Here is a 16,462-nt window from a genome sequence, read left to right as displayed (position 1 = left end):
ATGCGCGCCGCTTTCGTATTTTGGCTCGATTTTCGGCAAAAGAAGCTTGCCAGGGCCTCGCTTCGGCGGGACAATTTAGCTAATCAACTAATTAAGACGTTCCCTTCGACGTTCCTTTGGGAGAGAAAACAACGTGCTCGATCAACCAGCCACCCAATCCGCCACCCGCACCTCCGGCCCGCTCGCAGGCTTCCGCATCGTCGAATTCGCCGGCATCGGCCCGGGCCCGTTCGCCTGCATGATGCTGGCCGACATGGGCGCGGAAGTCGTGACGCTCGACCGCATCGGCGCGAAGAAGAATTTGAAGTCGGTGGCGGGGCGCGGCCGGAAAGTGGTCGAGCTCGACCTCAAGGACAAGGCCACGGTCGCGCAGGTGCTCGATCTGCTTAGCCATGCCGACGCGCTGATCGAAGGCTTTCGCCCCGGCGTGATGGAGCGGCTGGGCCTCGGACCCGATGTGGTGATGGCGCGCAATCCGCGGCTGGTGTTCGGCCGGATGACCGGCTGGGGCCAGGAAGGCCCGCTGGCGCACGCGGCCGGCCACGACATCAACTACATCTCGGTCACCGGCGCGCTTGCGGCGATCGGCACCAAGGAGAAGCCGGTGCCGCCGCTCAATCTGGTCGGCGATTTCGGCGGCGGCGCGCTCTATCTCGTGGTCGGCGTGCTGGCGGCGCTATTGGAAGCGTCGAAGTCCGGCAAGGGCCAGGTGGTGGATGCGGCGATGTGCGACGGCGCGGCGTCGCTGATGTCGATGTTCTTCGACATGACCGCGATCGGCCGCTGGGTGGAAGGGCGCGAGCAGAATTTTCTCGACGGCGGCGCGCATTTCTACGGCATCTATGAATGTTCCTGCGGCAACTTCATTTCGATCGGCTCGATCGAACCGCAGTTCTACGCGCTGCTGCGCCAGCATGCCGGCCTCACCGACGCCGATTTCGACGCCCAGATGGACCGCAAGGTCTGGCCGGCACTGAAGGAAAAGCTGATCAAGGTCTTCAAGAGCAAGACGCGCGAGGACTGGTGCAAGATCATGGAAGGCACCGACATCTGCTTCGCGCCGATCCTGACCATGACGGAAGCGCCGAAGCATCCGCACATGGCGGCGCGTCAGGTGTTCGTCGAGCGTCATGGCGTGACGCAGCCCGCGCCTGCCCCGCGCTTCTCGCGCACGCCGTCGGCGATCAGGGATGCGGAGATGGTGGAGCTGGCGGAATTGGCGAGCGCGTGGAAGGTGGGGAGGTAACTCTCTCGTCGTCCCCGCCTAGTGCGCAATTGCGCACGGGGCGCGGGGACCCATAACCACAGGATTTGATTGTTGGACGAAAGCCGTCGAACGGCGGCTCTCAATACAAGCGACACGGCGTATGGGGCCCGGCTCAAGGCCGGGACGACAACAGCTTACGCCGCATTCCCCACCTTCAACACGCCTCGCCGGATCTGATCCTCCTCGATCGATTCGAACAGCGCCTTGAAATTGCCCTCACCAAAGCCGTCATCGCCCTTGCGCTGGATGAATTCGAAGAAGATCGGCCCGATCGCGTTCGCGGAAAAGATCTGCAAGAGCACCTTGGTGTGGCCACCATCGACCACGCCCTCGCCATCAATGAGAATGCCGTCGCGTTGCAGGCGGGCGACATCCTCACCGTGCTGCGGCAGGCGCGCGTCGATCTTCTCGAAATAGGTGTCCGGCGGCGACGGCATGAACGGTAATCCGGCTTCGCGCAGCGTCTCGACGGTGCGGTAGATGTCCCGCGCGCCGCAGGCGATGTGCTGGATGCCCTCGCCGCGATAGATGTTGAGATATTCCTCGATCTGTCCGGAGTCACCGGCATCCTCGTTGATCGGGATCCGGATCTTGCCGTCCGGGCTGGTCAGCGCACGCGAGAACAGGCCGGACGCGCGGCCCTCGATGTCGAAGAAGCGAATCTGGCGGAAGTTGAACAGCTTTTCGTAGAAGCCGGTCCAGACGTCCATGCGGCCGCGATGGACGTTGTGGGTGAGGTGATCGATGTAATAGAGCCCGGCGCCGGCGGGCCGAGGATCGCGGGTATCAAGCCATTCGAACTCGAGATCATAGGCCGATCCCTTGGCGCCGTAACGGTCGGTGAAATAGAGCAGGCTGCCGCCGATGCCCTTGATGGCGGGAACGTCGAGCGTCTTTTGAGCGGACGAAACATCAGCCGGTTCCGCGCCGAGCGAGAGCGCGCGCTCGTAGGCTTGCTTGGCGTCGACCACGCGGAACGCCATCGACGGCGCGCAAGGCCCATGCGCGGCAACGAAGCCATGGCCATGGGTGCCCGGCTCCTCGTTGACGAGATAATTGATGTCGCCCTGACGATAGACCGTGATCCTCTTGGTCTTGTGGCGGGCGACAGGCGCATAGCCCATCAGCTTGAACAGCGCGTGCAGCTCTTCCGGGTTCGGATGCGCATACTCGACGAACTCGAAGCCGTCAGTGCCCATCGGATTGTCAGCGCTGATGGTGGCGGCCGGCGCATCGTGCGGAAACGGACCCATGGCTAAACTCCCGTAAAATTGATCCGGATCAGTATCGGGCGAAGCGGGCGCAAAGTGCATGCAAACCGAGGAGCGTTTGGCTATCATCTCGCACAATTCGTGCACGAAACCGGCAATTGACGCATGATCCCCGTGGACGCCTTCGACCTCAAAATGCTGGCCGCGCTGCAGGATGACGGCCGGCTGACCAACCAGCAACTGGCCGACCTCGTCGGCCTGTCCGCCTCGCAATGCTCGCGGCGGCGGATGCGGCTCGAGGAGGAAAAGGTCATCGCCGGCTACCACGCCGACCTCGCCGGCGAGGCGCTCGGCTTCAACCTCATCGCCTTCATTCACATTACGCTGGCGACGCATTCGCCCGACAATGCCAAGAAGTTCCGCGCACTGGTCAACCGCGTCGACGACATCCAGGAGGCCTATTCGCTCACGGGCGACGCCGATTACGTGCTGAAAGTGGTGCTGCGCAACCTCAAGGACCTCTCGGATCTCGTCAACAACGTGCTGATGCCGCACCAGAGTGTCGCGCATGTCCGCTCGTCGGTCGTGCTGGACCGTCTGAAGGAGAGCGTACGGCTGCCGTTGAAGTGAAGCGGTTCGATGAGGCACTGGGGCCGCATGGCCCAAATCGAGGGAAATTCGTCATTCGCGTTCCCGATCCCATTTGCGATGATCTGCAGGAATCACCCCACGAGACCACGCATGGCGCTGCAACTCCGACCGAACTGTGAATATTGCGACAAGGACCTGCCGCCGAATGCGATGGACGCGCGCATCTGCTCGTATGAATGCACGTTCTGCGCGGATTGCGTCGAGACCAAGCTGCATAATGTCTGCCCGAACTGCGGCGGTGGTTTTGAGCGGCGGCCGATCCGGCCCGCGACCGAGCGACGGCCAGGCGTGTGCGTCGTCAAGCACCCGCCGTCGGACAAGCGGGTGCATTTGAAGTACAGCCTTGAGGATATTGCCGCGCACTGTGCGCGGCTGCGGGATATACCGCCGCAGGAGCGCTGAAGTCTCCACGTCATCGCGAGCGGAGCGAAGCAATCCATCCCACCGCGCGTGAGGAGAGATGGATTGCTCCGTCGGGCCTGTCATTTTTTTGGTGAAGTCGTGCGATTCATTGCCTGCGTGGATTCGGAGCGCATGATGGACATTCGTATTCGGCAAGCGGAGCGGAGGCAGACCGGTTTTGAACTGGTCGACCTTGAGAGCCTGGTGGTCGAGGATCATCCAGTGCGTGCGGTGTGGTCGTTCGTTGAAGGCTTGGACCTGCAGGTGTTTTACGACCGCATCAGGGCGCGCGGCGAGACGCCGGGTCGACCGGCGACCGACCCGCGCATTCTGCTTGCGCTTTGGCTGTACGCGACGGCCGATGGGATTGGATCGGCTCGCGCGCTGGCGCGGCTGTGCGAGCATCATACGATCTATCGCTGGATTTGCGGTGGGGTCGGGGTGAATCACACGATGCTGTCGGAGTTCCGTCTGGACAGCGGCGAGTTTCTCGATCGTCTTCTGACAGGCAGTCTGGCGGTTTTGATGAAGGAAGGCCTGATCACGCTGGACGAGGTCATCACCGACGGCACCAAGGTCAGGGCCGCCGCGAGCCGTTCGTCGATGCGCCGCAGGCAAACCCTCGGCGAACTGGAAGAGAAAGCCCGCGCCCGGGTTGCCGAACTGAAGCAGGAATTGGAGACCGATTCTGCCGCGGGTGAACGGCGGCTTTCGAAGCGTCGCCTCTCTGCGGCCGAAGACCGCGCCCGTCGTGTCGCAGCAGCACTGGCCAAATCTCCTGCCGCAACGCCGGAAGGCAAGGAGAAGGACCGGGATGGGGATGACGAGCCCCCGCCTGCGAGCGGCAAAGGCAGCAAGAAGCCCAAGCAAGAACGGGTCTCGACCACCGATCCGGATGCACCGCTGATGAAGATGGCGGACGGCGCGGTACGGCCTGCCTATAACGTGCAAGTGGCGAGCGCTTGTGGCTTCGTGGTCGCGATCGAGCCGATGCCGCGGCGCAATGACCGTGGTCTGGCACCGGCGATGGTGGCGCAGGTCGAACAGCGTTGCGGCAAGGTGCCGGATCGACTGCTGGCCGATATCGGCGCGATGACCGCGGCCGATATCGTCACGATTGCGCAAACTCACCCCTCCGTGCAGGTGTTCAGCCCGCCTCCGGCCCGCAAGGAGGCCTCCAAACCGGCGAGCAAGGCGCGATATGAGCGCAACCGCGCCGCCGAACCGCAATGCTTGAAGGAGTGGCGCGCCCGCATGGACAGCGAAGAAGGCCAAGCCGTCTACAAACGGCGCAGCAATACCGAACATGTCCATGCCCGCATGAAGAACCGCGGCTTTGGCCGGATGGTCCTTCGCGGCATCGCCAAAGTGCGCATCGCCTGTTTACTTCACGCCGTGGCTCACAACATGATGTGGGCGCTCAGCCGCCGCGCCCTGAAGGCCGCCTGATGCCAACCATCACACCACCCAGCTCCAATACAATCCCGTGCTGTCCGGCGCGAGCGGACGAAAAACTTACACGCCCGTCGCTTCGCTCCTCGCAATGACGGGGAGAGAGTTACCCCACCGCCAAAATCGTCCCTTCGACCTCGCCAAATCCGACGCGATAGCCGTTGCCCTGGCACCAGCCGCGCAGCACGAGCGAGTCGCCGTCCTCCAGGAACGAGCGCTTCACGTCCTCGGCCAGCTCGACCGGCTCGGTGCCGTTCCAGCTTATCTCCAACAGGCTGCCGCGCTGGTCCTTCTCCGGACCGGAGATGGTGCCGGACCCCAAGAGATCTCCGACGTTCATGGCGCAGCCGCACGCAGCATGGTGCACGAGTTGCTGCACCGACGACCAGTACATGTATTTGAAATTGGTGCGGCTGACATTTTTCGGCGCATTCATCGGCGCCGCGCGCAAGTCCACCTCTAGCGCCATGTCGTAATTGTTCGGTTGCGTCTGCTGCAAGTACGGCAGTGGCTTCGGATCCTGCACAGGGCCGTTGAGGCGGAACGGCTCCAGCGCCTCGCGCGTCACCACCCACGGGCTGATCGAGGTCGCGAACACCTTGGCCTGGAACGGTCCGAGCGGCACGTATTCCCACTGCTGGATATCGCGCGCGCTCCAGTCGTTCAGGATGACGAAGCCGAAGATCATCTCTTCGGCCTGCTTCTCGGTGAGCATTTCGCCCATCACCGATGGCTGGCCGATCACCACGCCCATTTCCAACTCGAAATCGAGCCGCTTGCAGGGGCCGAAACTCGGCATGTCGGCCGTCGGCGGCTTCAATTGGCCGCGCGGCCGGCGCACCGGCGTGCCGCTGACGACAACCGTCGATGCGCGGCCGTTATAGCCGATCGGCATGTGCAGCCAGTTCGGCTGCAGCGCATTGTCCTTGCCGCGGAACATCACGCCGACATTGGTGGCGTGCTCCTTGGACGAATAGAAATCGGTGTAGCCGGAGACCGCGAACGGCAGGTGCAGCTTCACGTCCGCCATCGGCACCAGCGCGCGCTTGCGGAGTTTCTCATTGTCACGAAGTTCGGGATGATCATCCCGCAGAAGCTCGCTGATCCGCGCCCGCGCGCTCGACCAGACCTTTGGCCCCATCGCCATGAACGCATTGAGCTGCGGCGCGGCGAATACCGCCGGCTCAACGAGATCGAAGCGGCAGTCCTGCGCGAGCTGCCAGAGGTCGAGCACGTAATCGCCGATCGCTACACCGATGCGTGGGGCAAGCCCGTCCTTGGCGGAGAACACGCCGTAGGGGAGATTCTGGATCGGGAAATGGGAATCGGGCGCGACGTCGATGAAGGAGCGGAGTTTGGGATCGTTGGGGTGGGGCATGGGCTTTCCCGAATATCGCTAAGGCTGGTTCTTTCACCCTCCCCTGGAGGGGTCCGAGACGAGCGAAGCTCGCTCGTGGGTCGACGCTCATGAAATGAGCGGCGGGGTGGGGTGACGGTCTCTCCTCTCGAACAGTGCCCGAGTGGAGAGATCACCCCACCCCGTCTCGCATTTCGCTGCGCTCATGCGAGCCGACCCTCCCCCTCCAGGGGAGGAGATCACGGCTTGTTCGGATCGAACCGTTTCTCGAGGCCTTTCCAGCAATCGGCGTAGTCGTTCTGCAGCGTCGCCGACGTCGCCGCGTGCTGGGTCACGCGCTGCGGAAAGCGCGTCTCGAACATGAAGGCCATGGTGCCGGTCAGCTTCACCGGCTTCAGCTCGCCATTGCTGGCATGATCGAAGGCCTCGCGGTCGGGGCCGTGCGGCAGCATGCAGTTGTGCAAGCTGATGCCGCCCGGAACAAAACCCTGCGGCTTGGCGTCGTAGACGCCGTAGATCAGCCCCATAAACTCACTCATGATGTTCATGTGATACCAAGGCGGGCGGAAGGTGTTTTCGGCGACCGCCCAACGCTCCGGGAAGATGACGAAATCGATGTTCGCGGTACCCGCCGTTTCCGACGGCGAGGTCAGCACCGTGAAGATCGAGGGGTCGGGATGGTCGAAGCTGATGGCGCCGACCGGCGAGAAGGTGCGCAGATCGTATTTGTAGGGCGCGTAATTGCCGTGCCACGCCACCACGTCGATCGGCGAATGCGGCAGCGTCGTCTTGAACAGCGAGCCGCCCCATTTCACGTACAGTTCCGTCGGCGTGTCCTTGTCCTCATAGAAGGCGACCGGCGTCAGGAAGTCGCGCGAGTTGGCGAGGCAGTTGGCGCCGATCGGCCCGCGCTCCGGCAGCGTGAACGCGCCGCCGTAATTCTCGCAGAGATAGCCGCGCGCGGGTCCATTCGGAATCTCCACCCGGAATTTCACGCCGCGCGGAATTACCGCGATTTCGCCTGGCTCGATGTCGATGCGGCCAAATTCGGTGACGAGACGCAGGTTGCCCTGCTGGGCCACGAACATCATCTCGCCGTCGGCATTGTAGAAATGCTGATCGACCATTGACTTGGTGATGAGATAGACGTGCGCGGCCATGCCTCCTTGCGTATTGGCGTCGCCCGCCGTCGTCATGGTCTGCACGCCCTGCAGGAAAGTCTTGTCTTCCTTCGGGATCGGCGCCGGATCCCAGCGCAGTTGCGCAATCGGCAAATCATATTCGTGGCACGGCGCGGTGCGCCACAGTCCGGCATCGACCTTTTCAAAGCGGCCCGAATGCTTCACCGATGGGCGGATGCGATAGAGCCAGGAGCGCTCATTGCTGCCACGCGGTGCGGTGAAGGGCGAACCGGAGAGCTGTTCGGCGTAGAGCCCGTAGGCGCAGCGCTGCGGCGAATTGCGGCCCATTGGCAGCGCGCCGGGCAAGGCCTCGGTTTCAAAACTGTTGCCGAAACCGGACATATAGCCCGGCGTCAGTTGTGCGGTGCTGCGAACGATCTGATCAGGCGAGGTGTTGATATTCATGGTCTATCCTCCTCCTTGCAGGGCGGCCCACATTTCCTGGTCGCGCTTGTCGGTCCAGATCACGGGATCGTCTATTCCCGAAGCCTCGTCGAACGCGCGCGAGACGTTGAACGGCAGGCAGTGCTCGTAAATGGCGAAGCTGGAAAATTTTGGATCCATCACCTCGCGCGTCGCGGCAAAGGTCTCTTTCAGCGTGCGGCCCTTGGCAACCGAGCTTTCCGCGGCGCCATAGAGCGTCGTGACGAAGTCGCGCGTCATCGCGATCGCGTCGCGCCCGGTCGAAAGTCCCTTCAGCGCGTCGCCGCGGCCCGGCGCGATCGCCTTCGGATTGAAGGCGCGGATTTCGTTCAGCGTCATCGGCCATTCGCGCAAATGCGCATCGCCGCAATAGCAGGCCGAGTGATATTCGATGAGGTCGCCGGAAAACATCACTTCGGCATCCGGCACCCAGGCCACGATGTCGCCCGACGTGTGCCCGGCGCCGAGTTGCATCAGCCGCACCTCTCGTTTTCCTAAGTAAATCGACATCTCGCCTTCAAAGGTCAGCGTCGGCCAAGTCAGCCCGGGAATGCTTTGCGCATCCTGGAACAGGCGGGGAAAGCGGCCGTATTCGGAATCCCAATCCTGCTGGCCGCGCTCCTCGATCAGCCGATAGGTTTCGGCCGACGCCACGATGCCCTGTGCCTTGTAGGCGGAAGCGCCGAGCACGCGCACGGCGTGATAATGCGACAGCACGACATATTTGATCGGCTTGTCGGTGACGGTCCGAACCCGCTCGATCACCTTGTTGGCCATCGCCGGCGTCGCCTGCGCGTCGAACACAAGGCAGCCATCGTCGCCAACGATGATCGCGGAGTTCGGATCGCCCTCGGCGGTGAACGCGTAGAGATCAGTGCCGATTTCGGAGAAGGTGATTTTCTTCTCCGCGAGATCGGTGGTGGACGCGAAACCTTTAGCCATCAATTCGATTCCTGACTTCGTTCGAGACGTGAATTATTGTTGCTGCTGTTGCTGTGGCTGGTGGCTCGCATCGAGCATCCGCCGAGCGGCGAGCGCAATCGCCTCCTTCAGCACATCGAGATCGCCGATGTGATTGGCGAGGATGAGAACCAGTGCCGCATCGAGATCGGCGCTTTGCTCGTCGTTCAGTCCACGATGCGCCTCGACGATGGCGCGGAACGCGTCATCAGGCTTGGCAAAGTTCGAACTGGTCGATAGCGCCATGACGAAACCTCAGTTGTGGCCGGCGGCACGCGCGAGCGCGGCGTCGAATGCTGCCCGGGTCGGATGCCGAAAGCGCGCCGCGACGTAGCCATCGGGACGCAGCAGATAGGCCGTTCCGGGCTCGGCGTCGTAACGCGTAGCAGCAAGACCTGCAGAATCGGCCAGACCGCCTTTGCCGCCAATCCGGATTGTGGCTATTTCCTCAGGCAGCTCCGGCATAGCTCCATTGCTAAACTCCAGCAGCGTGAACCCCGTTCCCGCCCCGATGAAAGCATCGGTGAGATACATCGGTTCGCCGCTCTGGCCTGCAACCGGCGCGTCCGGCATCGAGGCGCCGGGACGCGGGCCGCCGCGCCATGAATCGCCATCGGCGGTCGAAAGCGGCGTTTCGTAGATCGAGGGCGTCGAGAGACGGCCGGCATTCACCATCCGCTTACCGAACTCGGTTTCCCGGGCGAGCGATAGCACCGCCTTGCGCAACCGCGCCTCCTGGTGGGAGTTGGGCGCCATGAAATCGGTCGAGCGGGTGGATTCGCGGATGTTCTCGTCGGCCGCGGCGCTGCGCTCGATATGATAACTCTCAAGCAGCGCCTCGGGCGAGATACCCCGCAGCACGCGATCGAGTTTCCATGCCAGATTCTCGGCGTCCTCGAGCCCGGAATTGGCGCCACGCGCGCCGAACGGTGAGACCTGATGCGCAGCATCGCCGGCAAAGATCACGCGGCCATGGATGAACTTGTTCATGCGCCGGCACTGGAATTTGTACAGCGAGATCCATTCGAAATCGAACTCGTCATGACCGAGCATGCGGGCGACGCGCGGCCGCACGTTTTCCGGCAGCTTTTCAACCGCCGGATCGGCATCCCGGCTGAGCTGCAGGTCGATCCGCCAGATATCATCGGGCTGCTTGTGCAGAAGTGCGGAGCGTCCAGCATGGAACGGCGGATCGAACCAGAACCAGCGTTCGGTTGGAAACGCCGCGGTCATCTTGACGTCGGCGATCAGGAACTGGTCTTCGAACACCTGGCCCGCAAACTCCGCTCCCACCATTTGCCGCAGCGAGGATCGGGCGCCATCGCAGGCGATCACGTATTGCGCCGCCAACCGATAGGGGCCGTCGGGCGTCTGGATCGACAGCACCACATGGTCGTTGTGCGGCTCGAGCCCGGTCACCTTGTTGCGCCAGCGCAGGTCGACCTCGGGGAGTTCCTCGACACGATCGACCAGATAGGCCTCAGCGTAGAATTGCTGCAGGTTGATGAAGGCCGGCCGCTTGTGGCCCTCCTCGGGCAGCAGGTTGAACTGATAGAGCTGGGAATCGCCGTGAAAGATCTTGCCGACGCTCCATACCACGCCCTTGTCGACCATGCGCTGGCCGATGCCGAGCCGGTCCCAGAATTCGAGCGAGCGTTTCGAGAAGCAGATCGCCCGCGAGCCCTCGCCGATCCGGTCAGCGTCGTCGAGCAGCACGACCGCTTGCCCGCGCTGCGCCAGACCGATCGCAAGCGACAGCCCCACTGGACCAGCGCCCACAACGACGATCGGGTGCTCGGCCACGTTCGCACCCGCCCGATCCTGGTCGGAGTGGCGACGATAGCCGAATTGGGTCTTAGTCAGCGCCATGCGGGTCAACCCGTGACTAGAGATCTTGTTTTGACGCGTTTTCTTGACGCGAACCGGTATCCACTTCGCTCGAAAACGCTGGCTAGCGGCCTGCAACCCTGCTAATTAGTCTCACATGCAACTATCTTAAACCTCCGGCCGGGTCCGGCGTCAACTCAAATCGAGGCGATTCTTGCCAAAAGCGATGTCAGGCGAAATGGCGGCTGGTCCGCGGGAAGAGAGCGCGCAGAAAAGGGCCGCACGACTGGACCTCTTCAAGTTCGTGCCGTTCCGGCTTAACCGACTGGCGGCCGAAGTCAGCTCCGCACTCTCGGCCGAGTATGCGGCGCGCTATGGGCTCGATATTCCGGAATGGCGCGTGCTGGCGACGCTCGGCTTCCGCCACGATGCCTGCAGCGCGCAATACATCGCCCACTGCACCCGCACCCACAAATCCACCATCAGCCGCGCAGTCACGTCGCTGATGAAGCGAGAGATGATCGAGCGCGTCGAGAACGAGGACGACCGCCGCGAATTCCGCCTGCGTCTGACGCACAAGGGCGAAGCGCTCTATGAGGAGTTGATCCCACGGCTGCTGCGCAGGGAACAGGAGATTCTCTCCTGCCTGTCCACGCAGGAGCGCAAGGATTTCGCAAGGCTGCTCGGAAAGGTCGAGGCGAGCCTCGACCTGGTGCAGACCAGCGAAGAGGCGGACGCGAAAGAGGCTTACTGACCCGCTTGAGCGCTGTGCCGAGGCTCACTTCACGGCCGTCACCACGATCTCCACGATATGCGGCGGCTCGAGATCGACGCCGATGCAGGCGCGCATTGGCGGATTCTTGGTATCGACCCATTCATCCCAGGCACGGTTCATCTCGCCTTTGCGTTTGATGTCGGTGATGTAGACGATAGCCGAGAGAATCTTGCTCTTGTCCGTGCCGCACAGCGCGAGGCTTTCGTCGATCCGGGCGAGCGCCTTTACGCTCTGCTCGTACATCGACGGGGTGACCGGGTCGGGCGCGACAGCCACCGTGAATACCAGATCGTCGTGAGCGACGGCACGGCTACGGGTTGGCGTAAGCCCGGGAAAACGTTGAATCATGATTGTCTCCGCTTAGCGGCCGCCAATATGTTTCGCGATGACAGGAAAATAATTGTCGCCCGAGCCGGTGTCGATCGCTTCCTGCAACACCGTACCGACCAACTCCGCACCACGGATTTTCAATCCCGCATCGGCCGCGAGCTCCAGCGCATAGGAAAGATCCTTCAGCGCATATTCGGTCGAGAACGCGCGCTCCGGAAAATTGCCCGGCACGATCGCCTTCATGCCGTGATTGCGCAGCGCAAAACTGTCGGCCGAGCCCTTGGAAAGCGTATCGAGCAGCAGCTTTGGGTCGACACCATTATGCTTCGCGACAGCGACCGCTTCGGCCAGCGCGTTCACCGTCTCGAACAGCACCATGTTGTTGAGGATCTTCGTCACCTGCCCCGCGCCAATGTCGCCGCAATGGGTGACATCAGTGGCAAAGCAGCGGATCAAGGGCTCGATCTCGGCATAAAGCGCGGGCGCCGCGCCAACCATCACGCTCAGCGTGCCGTCCTGCGCCGCCTGGCGCGTGCGCGCGATCGGCGCGTCGGCCCAGGATGCACCCTTGGCCTGCAGCAGCTTGGCAAACTCACGGGTTTGGCCGACTGACGACGTACCGAGATCGACGACGACCTTGCCGCTGCGGATGTTCGCCAGGATGCCGTCGCCCTCGAACACCACGCGCACATGCTTGGCGCTGGGCAGGCAGAGGAACAGCAAGTCGCTTTGCCGGACGATGTCGGCGACGGAGCCTGCGGCCTCCGCGCCCTCGGCCTGCAGCCGCGCCAGCGGCTCGGCCGCAAGATCGAACGCGATCACGCGCTTGCCGCTCTTCTTCACCAGATTGCGGCAGATCGGCTCGCCCATCACGCCGAGGCCGATGAAGCCGATCGTGTTGTACGCTGGCATCATGACCGCCCGCTATTTCGCGAAAGAACGCGACGGCGCCAGGTGCAGCGCGAATGCATCGACCTTGTCGCTGGCGCGCGGGTAGATCTCGCTCACGATCGGATCGTGGCCGGGAATGAAACGGTCGGGATGGCCGGCCAGGCGCTCGACGATTTCCCAGCCCTGCGCCATGTCGCCGACATTGTAGACGATCGGAAACGGGCTGCGCTTGTGCAAATTGGCGTAGTAGTGCGAAGCGTCCGACGCCAGCACCACCGGCCCCCGCGCAGTTTCGACGCGCACGACCTGCAGGCCATCGGAATGGCCGCCGACGCGATGCACCGTCACGCCGGGGACGATCTCGCCGTCGCCGGAATGGAAGGTGACGCGCTCGCCATAGACGTGGCGCACCATCGTGGTGACGTGCTCGACCGAAAACGGATGCCGCAACATGCCGTTGCACATGCAGCGCCCGGTCGCGTAGCTCATCTCGCGGTCCTGCAGATGAAACCGCGCGTTCGGGAAGCGATCGAGATTGCCGGCGTGATCGTAATGCAGATGGGTAACGATCACGTCGCGAATCGTATCGGCGGCAACGCCGAAATCCGCCAGTGCGTCGACCGGATTGAGCGTGAGTTTGCGCGAACGCGCCTTCGCCTCCTCGGCGTTGAAGCCGGTGTCGACCAGGATGTCGCGGCCGCCCCCTCGGATCAGCCAGACGAAGTAATCCAGATCCTGCGCCGTGGTTTCGTGCGGATCGGGGATCAGAAAATTCAAATGAGGAGTGCGGGGCGACATCGTCGCATAGCGCAGGGCGTAGATCTCGTAGGCGTTTCCCATCGGTGTCGCTTTTCTTTTGTGCTGAACTTTTCTTTGCTGAACTTGGCCGGTCCCGGCAGCAAGCCATTGTCATCTGCGAAGGTCAAACGCCGTGCGCGAATGACGACCGCGCGGCATTGCAGAGCATTATGTGAGAGGAGTCACATTTCCATGGTGGCCGTCAACGGCGGGTGACCCGGGTATGACCGGCATATTCGGACGCAGCCAGGCATCACGAAAGGATGGTCGAGCAGATCGGGAACCGATCGCGCGGACCAAGTCCGCGCGCCGAGGTGTTGCCGCCCGTCAACATTGTTTATTCCCCTTCATCCATGCGGTGCGGTCGCGGTTAATTGCCGCAATTAGTGCCGAGATCGCAAGCGGTTGACGAGCTGTGCGCGCGGTTTGATAATGCAGAGTGCGTAGAGTAAGGTCGCCGCGGCGCAAGCTGGTATCGGCGCCATTTTGGCTGGATTGCCGTCAATATGAAAACCCGCCTTGTATTGCTCCTTTCCCTGATTTTTGCGGTCGCGTCGGTAGCCCCGTCGCTCGCAGCCGGCGAACGTTATGCGCTGGTGATCGGCAACGCGAAATATCCGGACGCCGAGGCGCCCCTGAAGGAACCGATCAATGATGCGCGCGACATCGCCGAAGAGCTCAAGCGCGACGGCTTCAATGTCGATATCGGCGAGAACCTGACCGGCGAGCAGATGCGCCGCGCTTTCGAGCGGCTCTACGGCAAAATCAAGCCCGGCTCGGTCGCGCTGATCTTCTTTTCGGGCTTTGGCGTGCAGTCGAGCCGCCAGAGCTACATGATCCCCGTCGATGCGCAGATCTGGACCGAGGCCGACGTTCGCCGCGACGGTTTCAGCCTCGAAACCGTGCTGGGGGAGATCAACAGTCGCGGCGCGGGCGTCAAGATCGCGCTGATCGACGCCAGCAGGCGCAATCCGTTCGAGCGCCGGTTCCGCAGCTTTTCCGCTGGCCTTGCGCCGGTTATCGCCCCGAACGGCACGCTGGTGATGTATTCGGCCGCGCTCTCGTCCGTCGTTTCCGACAATGGCAGCGACCGCAGCCTGTTTGTGAAAGAGCTGCTGAAGGAAATCCGCACCCCCGATTTGATGGCGGAGGAAACGCTGAACCGCACCCGCGTCGGTGTCACCCGCGCCTCGCGCCAGGAGCAGGTGCCGTGGATCTCGTCGTCGCTTGCCGAGGATTTCTCCTTTATTCCCAGCGGCGGCCCGCGGCCGGCGAGCCCGCCGCCAGCTCCGGTGGCCGCAGCGCCAACCACTCCCGCGCCTGCTCCCGCTCCTTCCCCTGCTCCCGCTCCCGCACCTGCCGCGCCCCAGGTGGCCGCGCCTGCTCCGCCACCGCCTCCTCCGGCGCCGCCGAAGCCGGCTGAAGCCGCGATTCCTCCGCCTCCGCCGCCCGCCAAGCCAACCGAGAGCCCCAGCCCGACGGCGGTTGCGCTGGCCGACGACCCGACCATCAAGAACCTGACCACCAGGCTCAACGACAATCCGGACGATGCCGCCGCGCTGTACCGGCGCGGACAGGTCTATGCGAGCAAGGGCGCCTACGAGCTCGCCATCAAGGACTTCAACAATTCGCTGCGGCTGAATCCGAAGGATGTGGAAGCTTACAACAACCGCTGCTGGGCCCGCACGGTGATCGGGGACCTGCAGGCGGCACTGAAGGATTGCAACGAGGCGTTGCGGCTGCGGCCGAATTTCGTCGACGCGCTCGACAGCCGCGGCCTCGTTAACCTGAAAAGCGGCCAGAACAAGAATGCAATTGCTGATTTCGACGCCGCCCTCAGGATCAACCCGAGATTGACGTCGTCGCTGTACGGCCGCGGTCTTGCCAAGAAGCGCAACGGCTCGATTTCGGAAGGCGATCTCGATATTAACAATGCGAAGGCGATGGACCCCAATATCGTCAAGGAATTCGCCGATTACGGGGTGCAGTGACGATTTTTAGGTATGAAGGCTGGCGGCGCCTCGAACCCTGCGGCGGGCGCCCAGACTAAAGTAAAGCAGCCGGCCGCAAACCAAGGTGCGGCAGCTCATTTGGATGACCTTAGAACCGCGTGCCCGCAGGAGGGGACTGGCAATGGCAAATTTCTCAGCAACGAAGATCCTTACAGCAATCGTCTCGGTTGCGGCGCTGGGCGCCGCAATCGACTTAAGTGCGGGAACTGCCCTCGCGCAGGAGAGGAACGTCACCGAAGATCAGATCGTCCGCGCGCTGGCGCCGGAGAAGAAGCCGCTCACCCGCGGCCTTTCGGTCGGCCCGCACCAAACCGTCGATCCGACCGCGGCCGCTACCGAAACCAAATTCGTCCAGAAGATCCGTGGCCGCTCCACGCGGTCGCTCTCGACCGCCGAGCGCGAGGAAATCGCCACCATCGTCAAGGACAAGCCGAAGATCGATCTGGAGATCAATTTCGACTACAACTCGGCCGACATCAGCGCGAAGTCGCTGCCGTCGGTTCAGGCGCTCGGCCGCGCGCTCACCAACAATGATCTGAGGGGCTCGACCTTCGTGGTCGCGGGCCACACCGACGCGGCCGGCGGCGAAGCCTACAACCAGGATTTGTCCGAGCGCCGCGCCGACGCGATCAAGCGCTATCTCGTCGACAAATACGGCATCAACGGCACCGATCTCGTCACCGTCGGATACGGCAAGAGCAAGCTCAAGGACCCGAGCCAGCCGATGGCGGAAGTGAACCGCCGCGTTCAGGTCGTCAACATGGAAAACAAGGCCACGGCGTCGAACGCATCCAAGTAAGGGCGTGGCGCCGAGCATTGGTTTCCGGCTACAATAACGTCCCGCAGCACCCGTGCGGGACGTATTCGTTTTGGGCGAGATCGCAGGCCTTCGGCCAGCCAATGCGCCTTGTTTGATTTGACTTCC

General features: G+C 62.8%; 16 protein-coding genes. 7 read left to right on the top strand and 9 right to left on the bottom strand.

Translation table 11 applies throughout. The features are described 5' to 3' along the window. Window positions 1-133: 133 nt before the first annotated feature. On the top strand, window positions 134-1,246 hold the full coding sequence (locus tag V1278_RS04690; protein WP_334379845.1) for a CaiB/BaiF CoA transferase family protein: 1,113 nt from the start codon (window positions 134-136) through the stop codon (window positions 1,244-1,246). A 155-nt stretch (window positions 1,247-1,401) separates the two neighbouring features. Here V1278_RS04690 and hppD read toward each other — a convergent pair whose 3' ends face one another. Then, entirely contained in the window at window positions 1,402-2,520 is a 1,119-nt protein-coding gene (gene hppD / locus V1278_RS04685) for a 4-hydroxyphenylpyruvate dioxygenase (RefSeq protein WP_334379844.1), read from the bottom strand. A 123-nt stretch (window positions 2,521-2,643) separates the two neighbouring features. On the opposite strand from hppD, the gene V1278_RS04680 reads away from it, so the two are divergent. The 3 genes from V1278_RS04680 (at window position 2,644) to V1278_RS04670 (ending at window position 4,980) form a co-directional block, all read left to right on the top strand. Further along, window positions 2,644-3,108, top strand: coding sequence for an Lrp/AsnC family transcriptional regulator (locus V1278_RS04680; protein ID WP_334379842.1), 465 nt, complete (start codon window positions 2,644-2,646; stop codon window positions 3,106-3,108). A gap of 111 nt (window positions 3,109-3,219) precedes the next feature. Beyond that, window positions 3,220-3,531 (top strand): DUF1272 domain-containing protein, encoded by a 312-nt coding sequence (locus V1278_RS04675; protein ID WP_334365508.1) that lies wholly within the window; start codon window positions 3,220-3,222, stop codon window positions 3,529-3,531. A 135-nt stretch (window positions 3,532-3,666) separates the two neighbouring features. Then, window positions 3,667-4,980: an IS1182 family transposase gene (locus V1278_RS04670; RefSeq protein WP_334379841.1), complete on the top strand. Its 1,314-nt coding sequence runs from the start codon at window positions 3,667-3,669 to the stop codon at window positions 4,978-4,980. 109 nt (window positions 4,981-5,089) lie between these two features. Here the strand turns inward: V1278_RS04670 and fahA are convergent, their stop codons facing one another. The 5 genes from fahA to V1278_RS04645 form a co-directional block, all read right to left on the bottom strand. Continuing rightward, window positions 5,090-6,361 (bottom strand): fumarylacetoacetase, encoded by a 1,272-nt coding sequence (gene fahA / locus V1278_RS04665; protein ID WP_334379840.1) that lies wholly within the window; start codon window positions 6,359-6,361, stop codon window positions 5,090-5,092. A 218-nt stretch (window positions 6,362-6,579) separates the two neighbouring features. After that, a complete protein-coding gene (gene hmgA / locus V1278_RS04660; protein ID WP_334379839.1) occupies window positions 6,580-7,926 on the bottom strand; it encodes a homogentisate 1,2-dioxygenase in 1,347 nt (448 codons plus the stop codon). 3 nt (window positions 7,927-7,929) lie between these two features. Then, window positions 7,930-8,886 (bottom strand): MBL fold metallo-hydrolase, encoded by a 957-nt coding sequence (locus V1278_RS04655; protein WP_028351999.1) that lies wholly within the window; start codon window positions 8,884-8,886, stop codon window positions 7,930-7,932. A gap of 33 nt (window positions 8,887-8,919) precedes the next feature. After that, window positions 8,920-9,150 (bottom strand): DUF2783 domain-containing protein, encoded by a 231-nt coding sequence (locus V1278_RS04650; protein ID WP_334379838.1) that lies wholly within the window; start codon window positions 9,148-9,150, stop codon window positions 8,920-8,922. A 9-nt stretch (window positions 9,151-9,159) separates the two neighbouring features. After that, a complete protein-coding gene (locus tag V1278_RS04645; RefSeq protein WP_334379837.1) occupies window positions 9,160-10,773 on the bottom strand; it encodes an FAD-dependent oxidoreductase in 1,614 nt (537 codons plus the stop codon). Window positions 10,774-10,957: 184 nt separating this feature from the next. Between V1278_RS04645 and V1278_RS04640 the strand changes: the two genes are divergently transcribed. Then, window positions 10,958-11,485 carry a MarR family winged helix-turn-helix transcriptional regulator gene (locus tag V1278_RS04640; RefSeq protein WP_334384099.1) on the top strand — a complete coding sequence of 176 codons (528 nt, stop codon included), beginning with the start codon at window positions 10,958-10,960 and terminating at the stop codon, window positions 11,483-11,485. A 24-nt stretch (window positions 11,486-11,509) separates the two neighbouring features. Here the strand turns inward: V1278_RS04640 and V1278_RS04635 are convergent, their stop codons facing one another. From V1278_RS04635 to V1278_RS04625, 3 genes are read right to left on the bottom strand one after another with little or no spacing between them, the layout of a single operon-like run. After that, on the bottom strand, window positions 11,510-11,854 hold the full coding sequence (locus V1278_RS04635; protein ID WP_334365514.1) for a RidA family protein: 345 nt from the start codon (window positions 11,852-11,854) through the stop codon (window positions 11,510-11,512). 12 nt (window positions 11,855-11,866) lie between these two features. Continuing rightward, entirely contained in the window at window positions 11,867-12,748 is an 882-nt protein-coding gene (locus V1278_RS04630) for an NAD(P)-dependent oxidoreductase (RefSeq protein WP_334379836.1), read from the bottom strand. 12 nt (window positions 12,749-12,760) lie between these two features. Beyond that, entirely contained in the window at window positions 12,761-13,567 is an 807-nt protein-coding gene (locus V1278_RS04625) for an N-acyl homoserine lactonase family protein (protein WP_065747884.1), read from the bottom strand. Between the two features lie 464 nt (window positions 13,568-14,031). On the opposite strand from V1278_RS04625, the gene V1278_RS04620 reads away from it, so the two are divergent. Both V1278_RS04620 and V1278_RS04615 read left to right on the top strand, forming a co-directional pair. Beyond that, window positions 14,032-15,516 carry a caspase family protein gene (locus tag V1278_RS04620; protein ID WP_334365517.1) on the top strand — a complete coding sequence of 495 codons (1,485 nt, stop codon included), beginning with the start codon at window positions 14,032-14,034 and terminating at the stop codon, window positions 15,514-15,516. 142 nt (window positions 15,517-15,658) lie between these two features. Further along, window positions 15,659-16,336 carry an OmpA family protein gene (locus V1278_RS04615; RefSeq protein ID WP_334365518.1) on the top strand — a complete coding sequence of 226 codons (678 nt, stop codon included), beginning with the start codon at window positions 15,659-15,661 and terminating at the stop codon, window positions 16,334-16,336. The last annotated feature ends 126 nt before the right edge of the window (window positions 16,337-16,462 follow it).

It is taken from the genome of Bradyrhizobium sp. AZCC 1577, from assembly GCF_036924575.1.
Lineage (GTDB): Bacteria > Pseudomonadota > Alphaproteobacteria > Rhizobiales > Xanthobacteraceae > Bradyrhizobium.
Note: the sequence above shows the minus strand (reverse complement) of the source record. Positions and strands in the feature narration are given on the sequence as shown.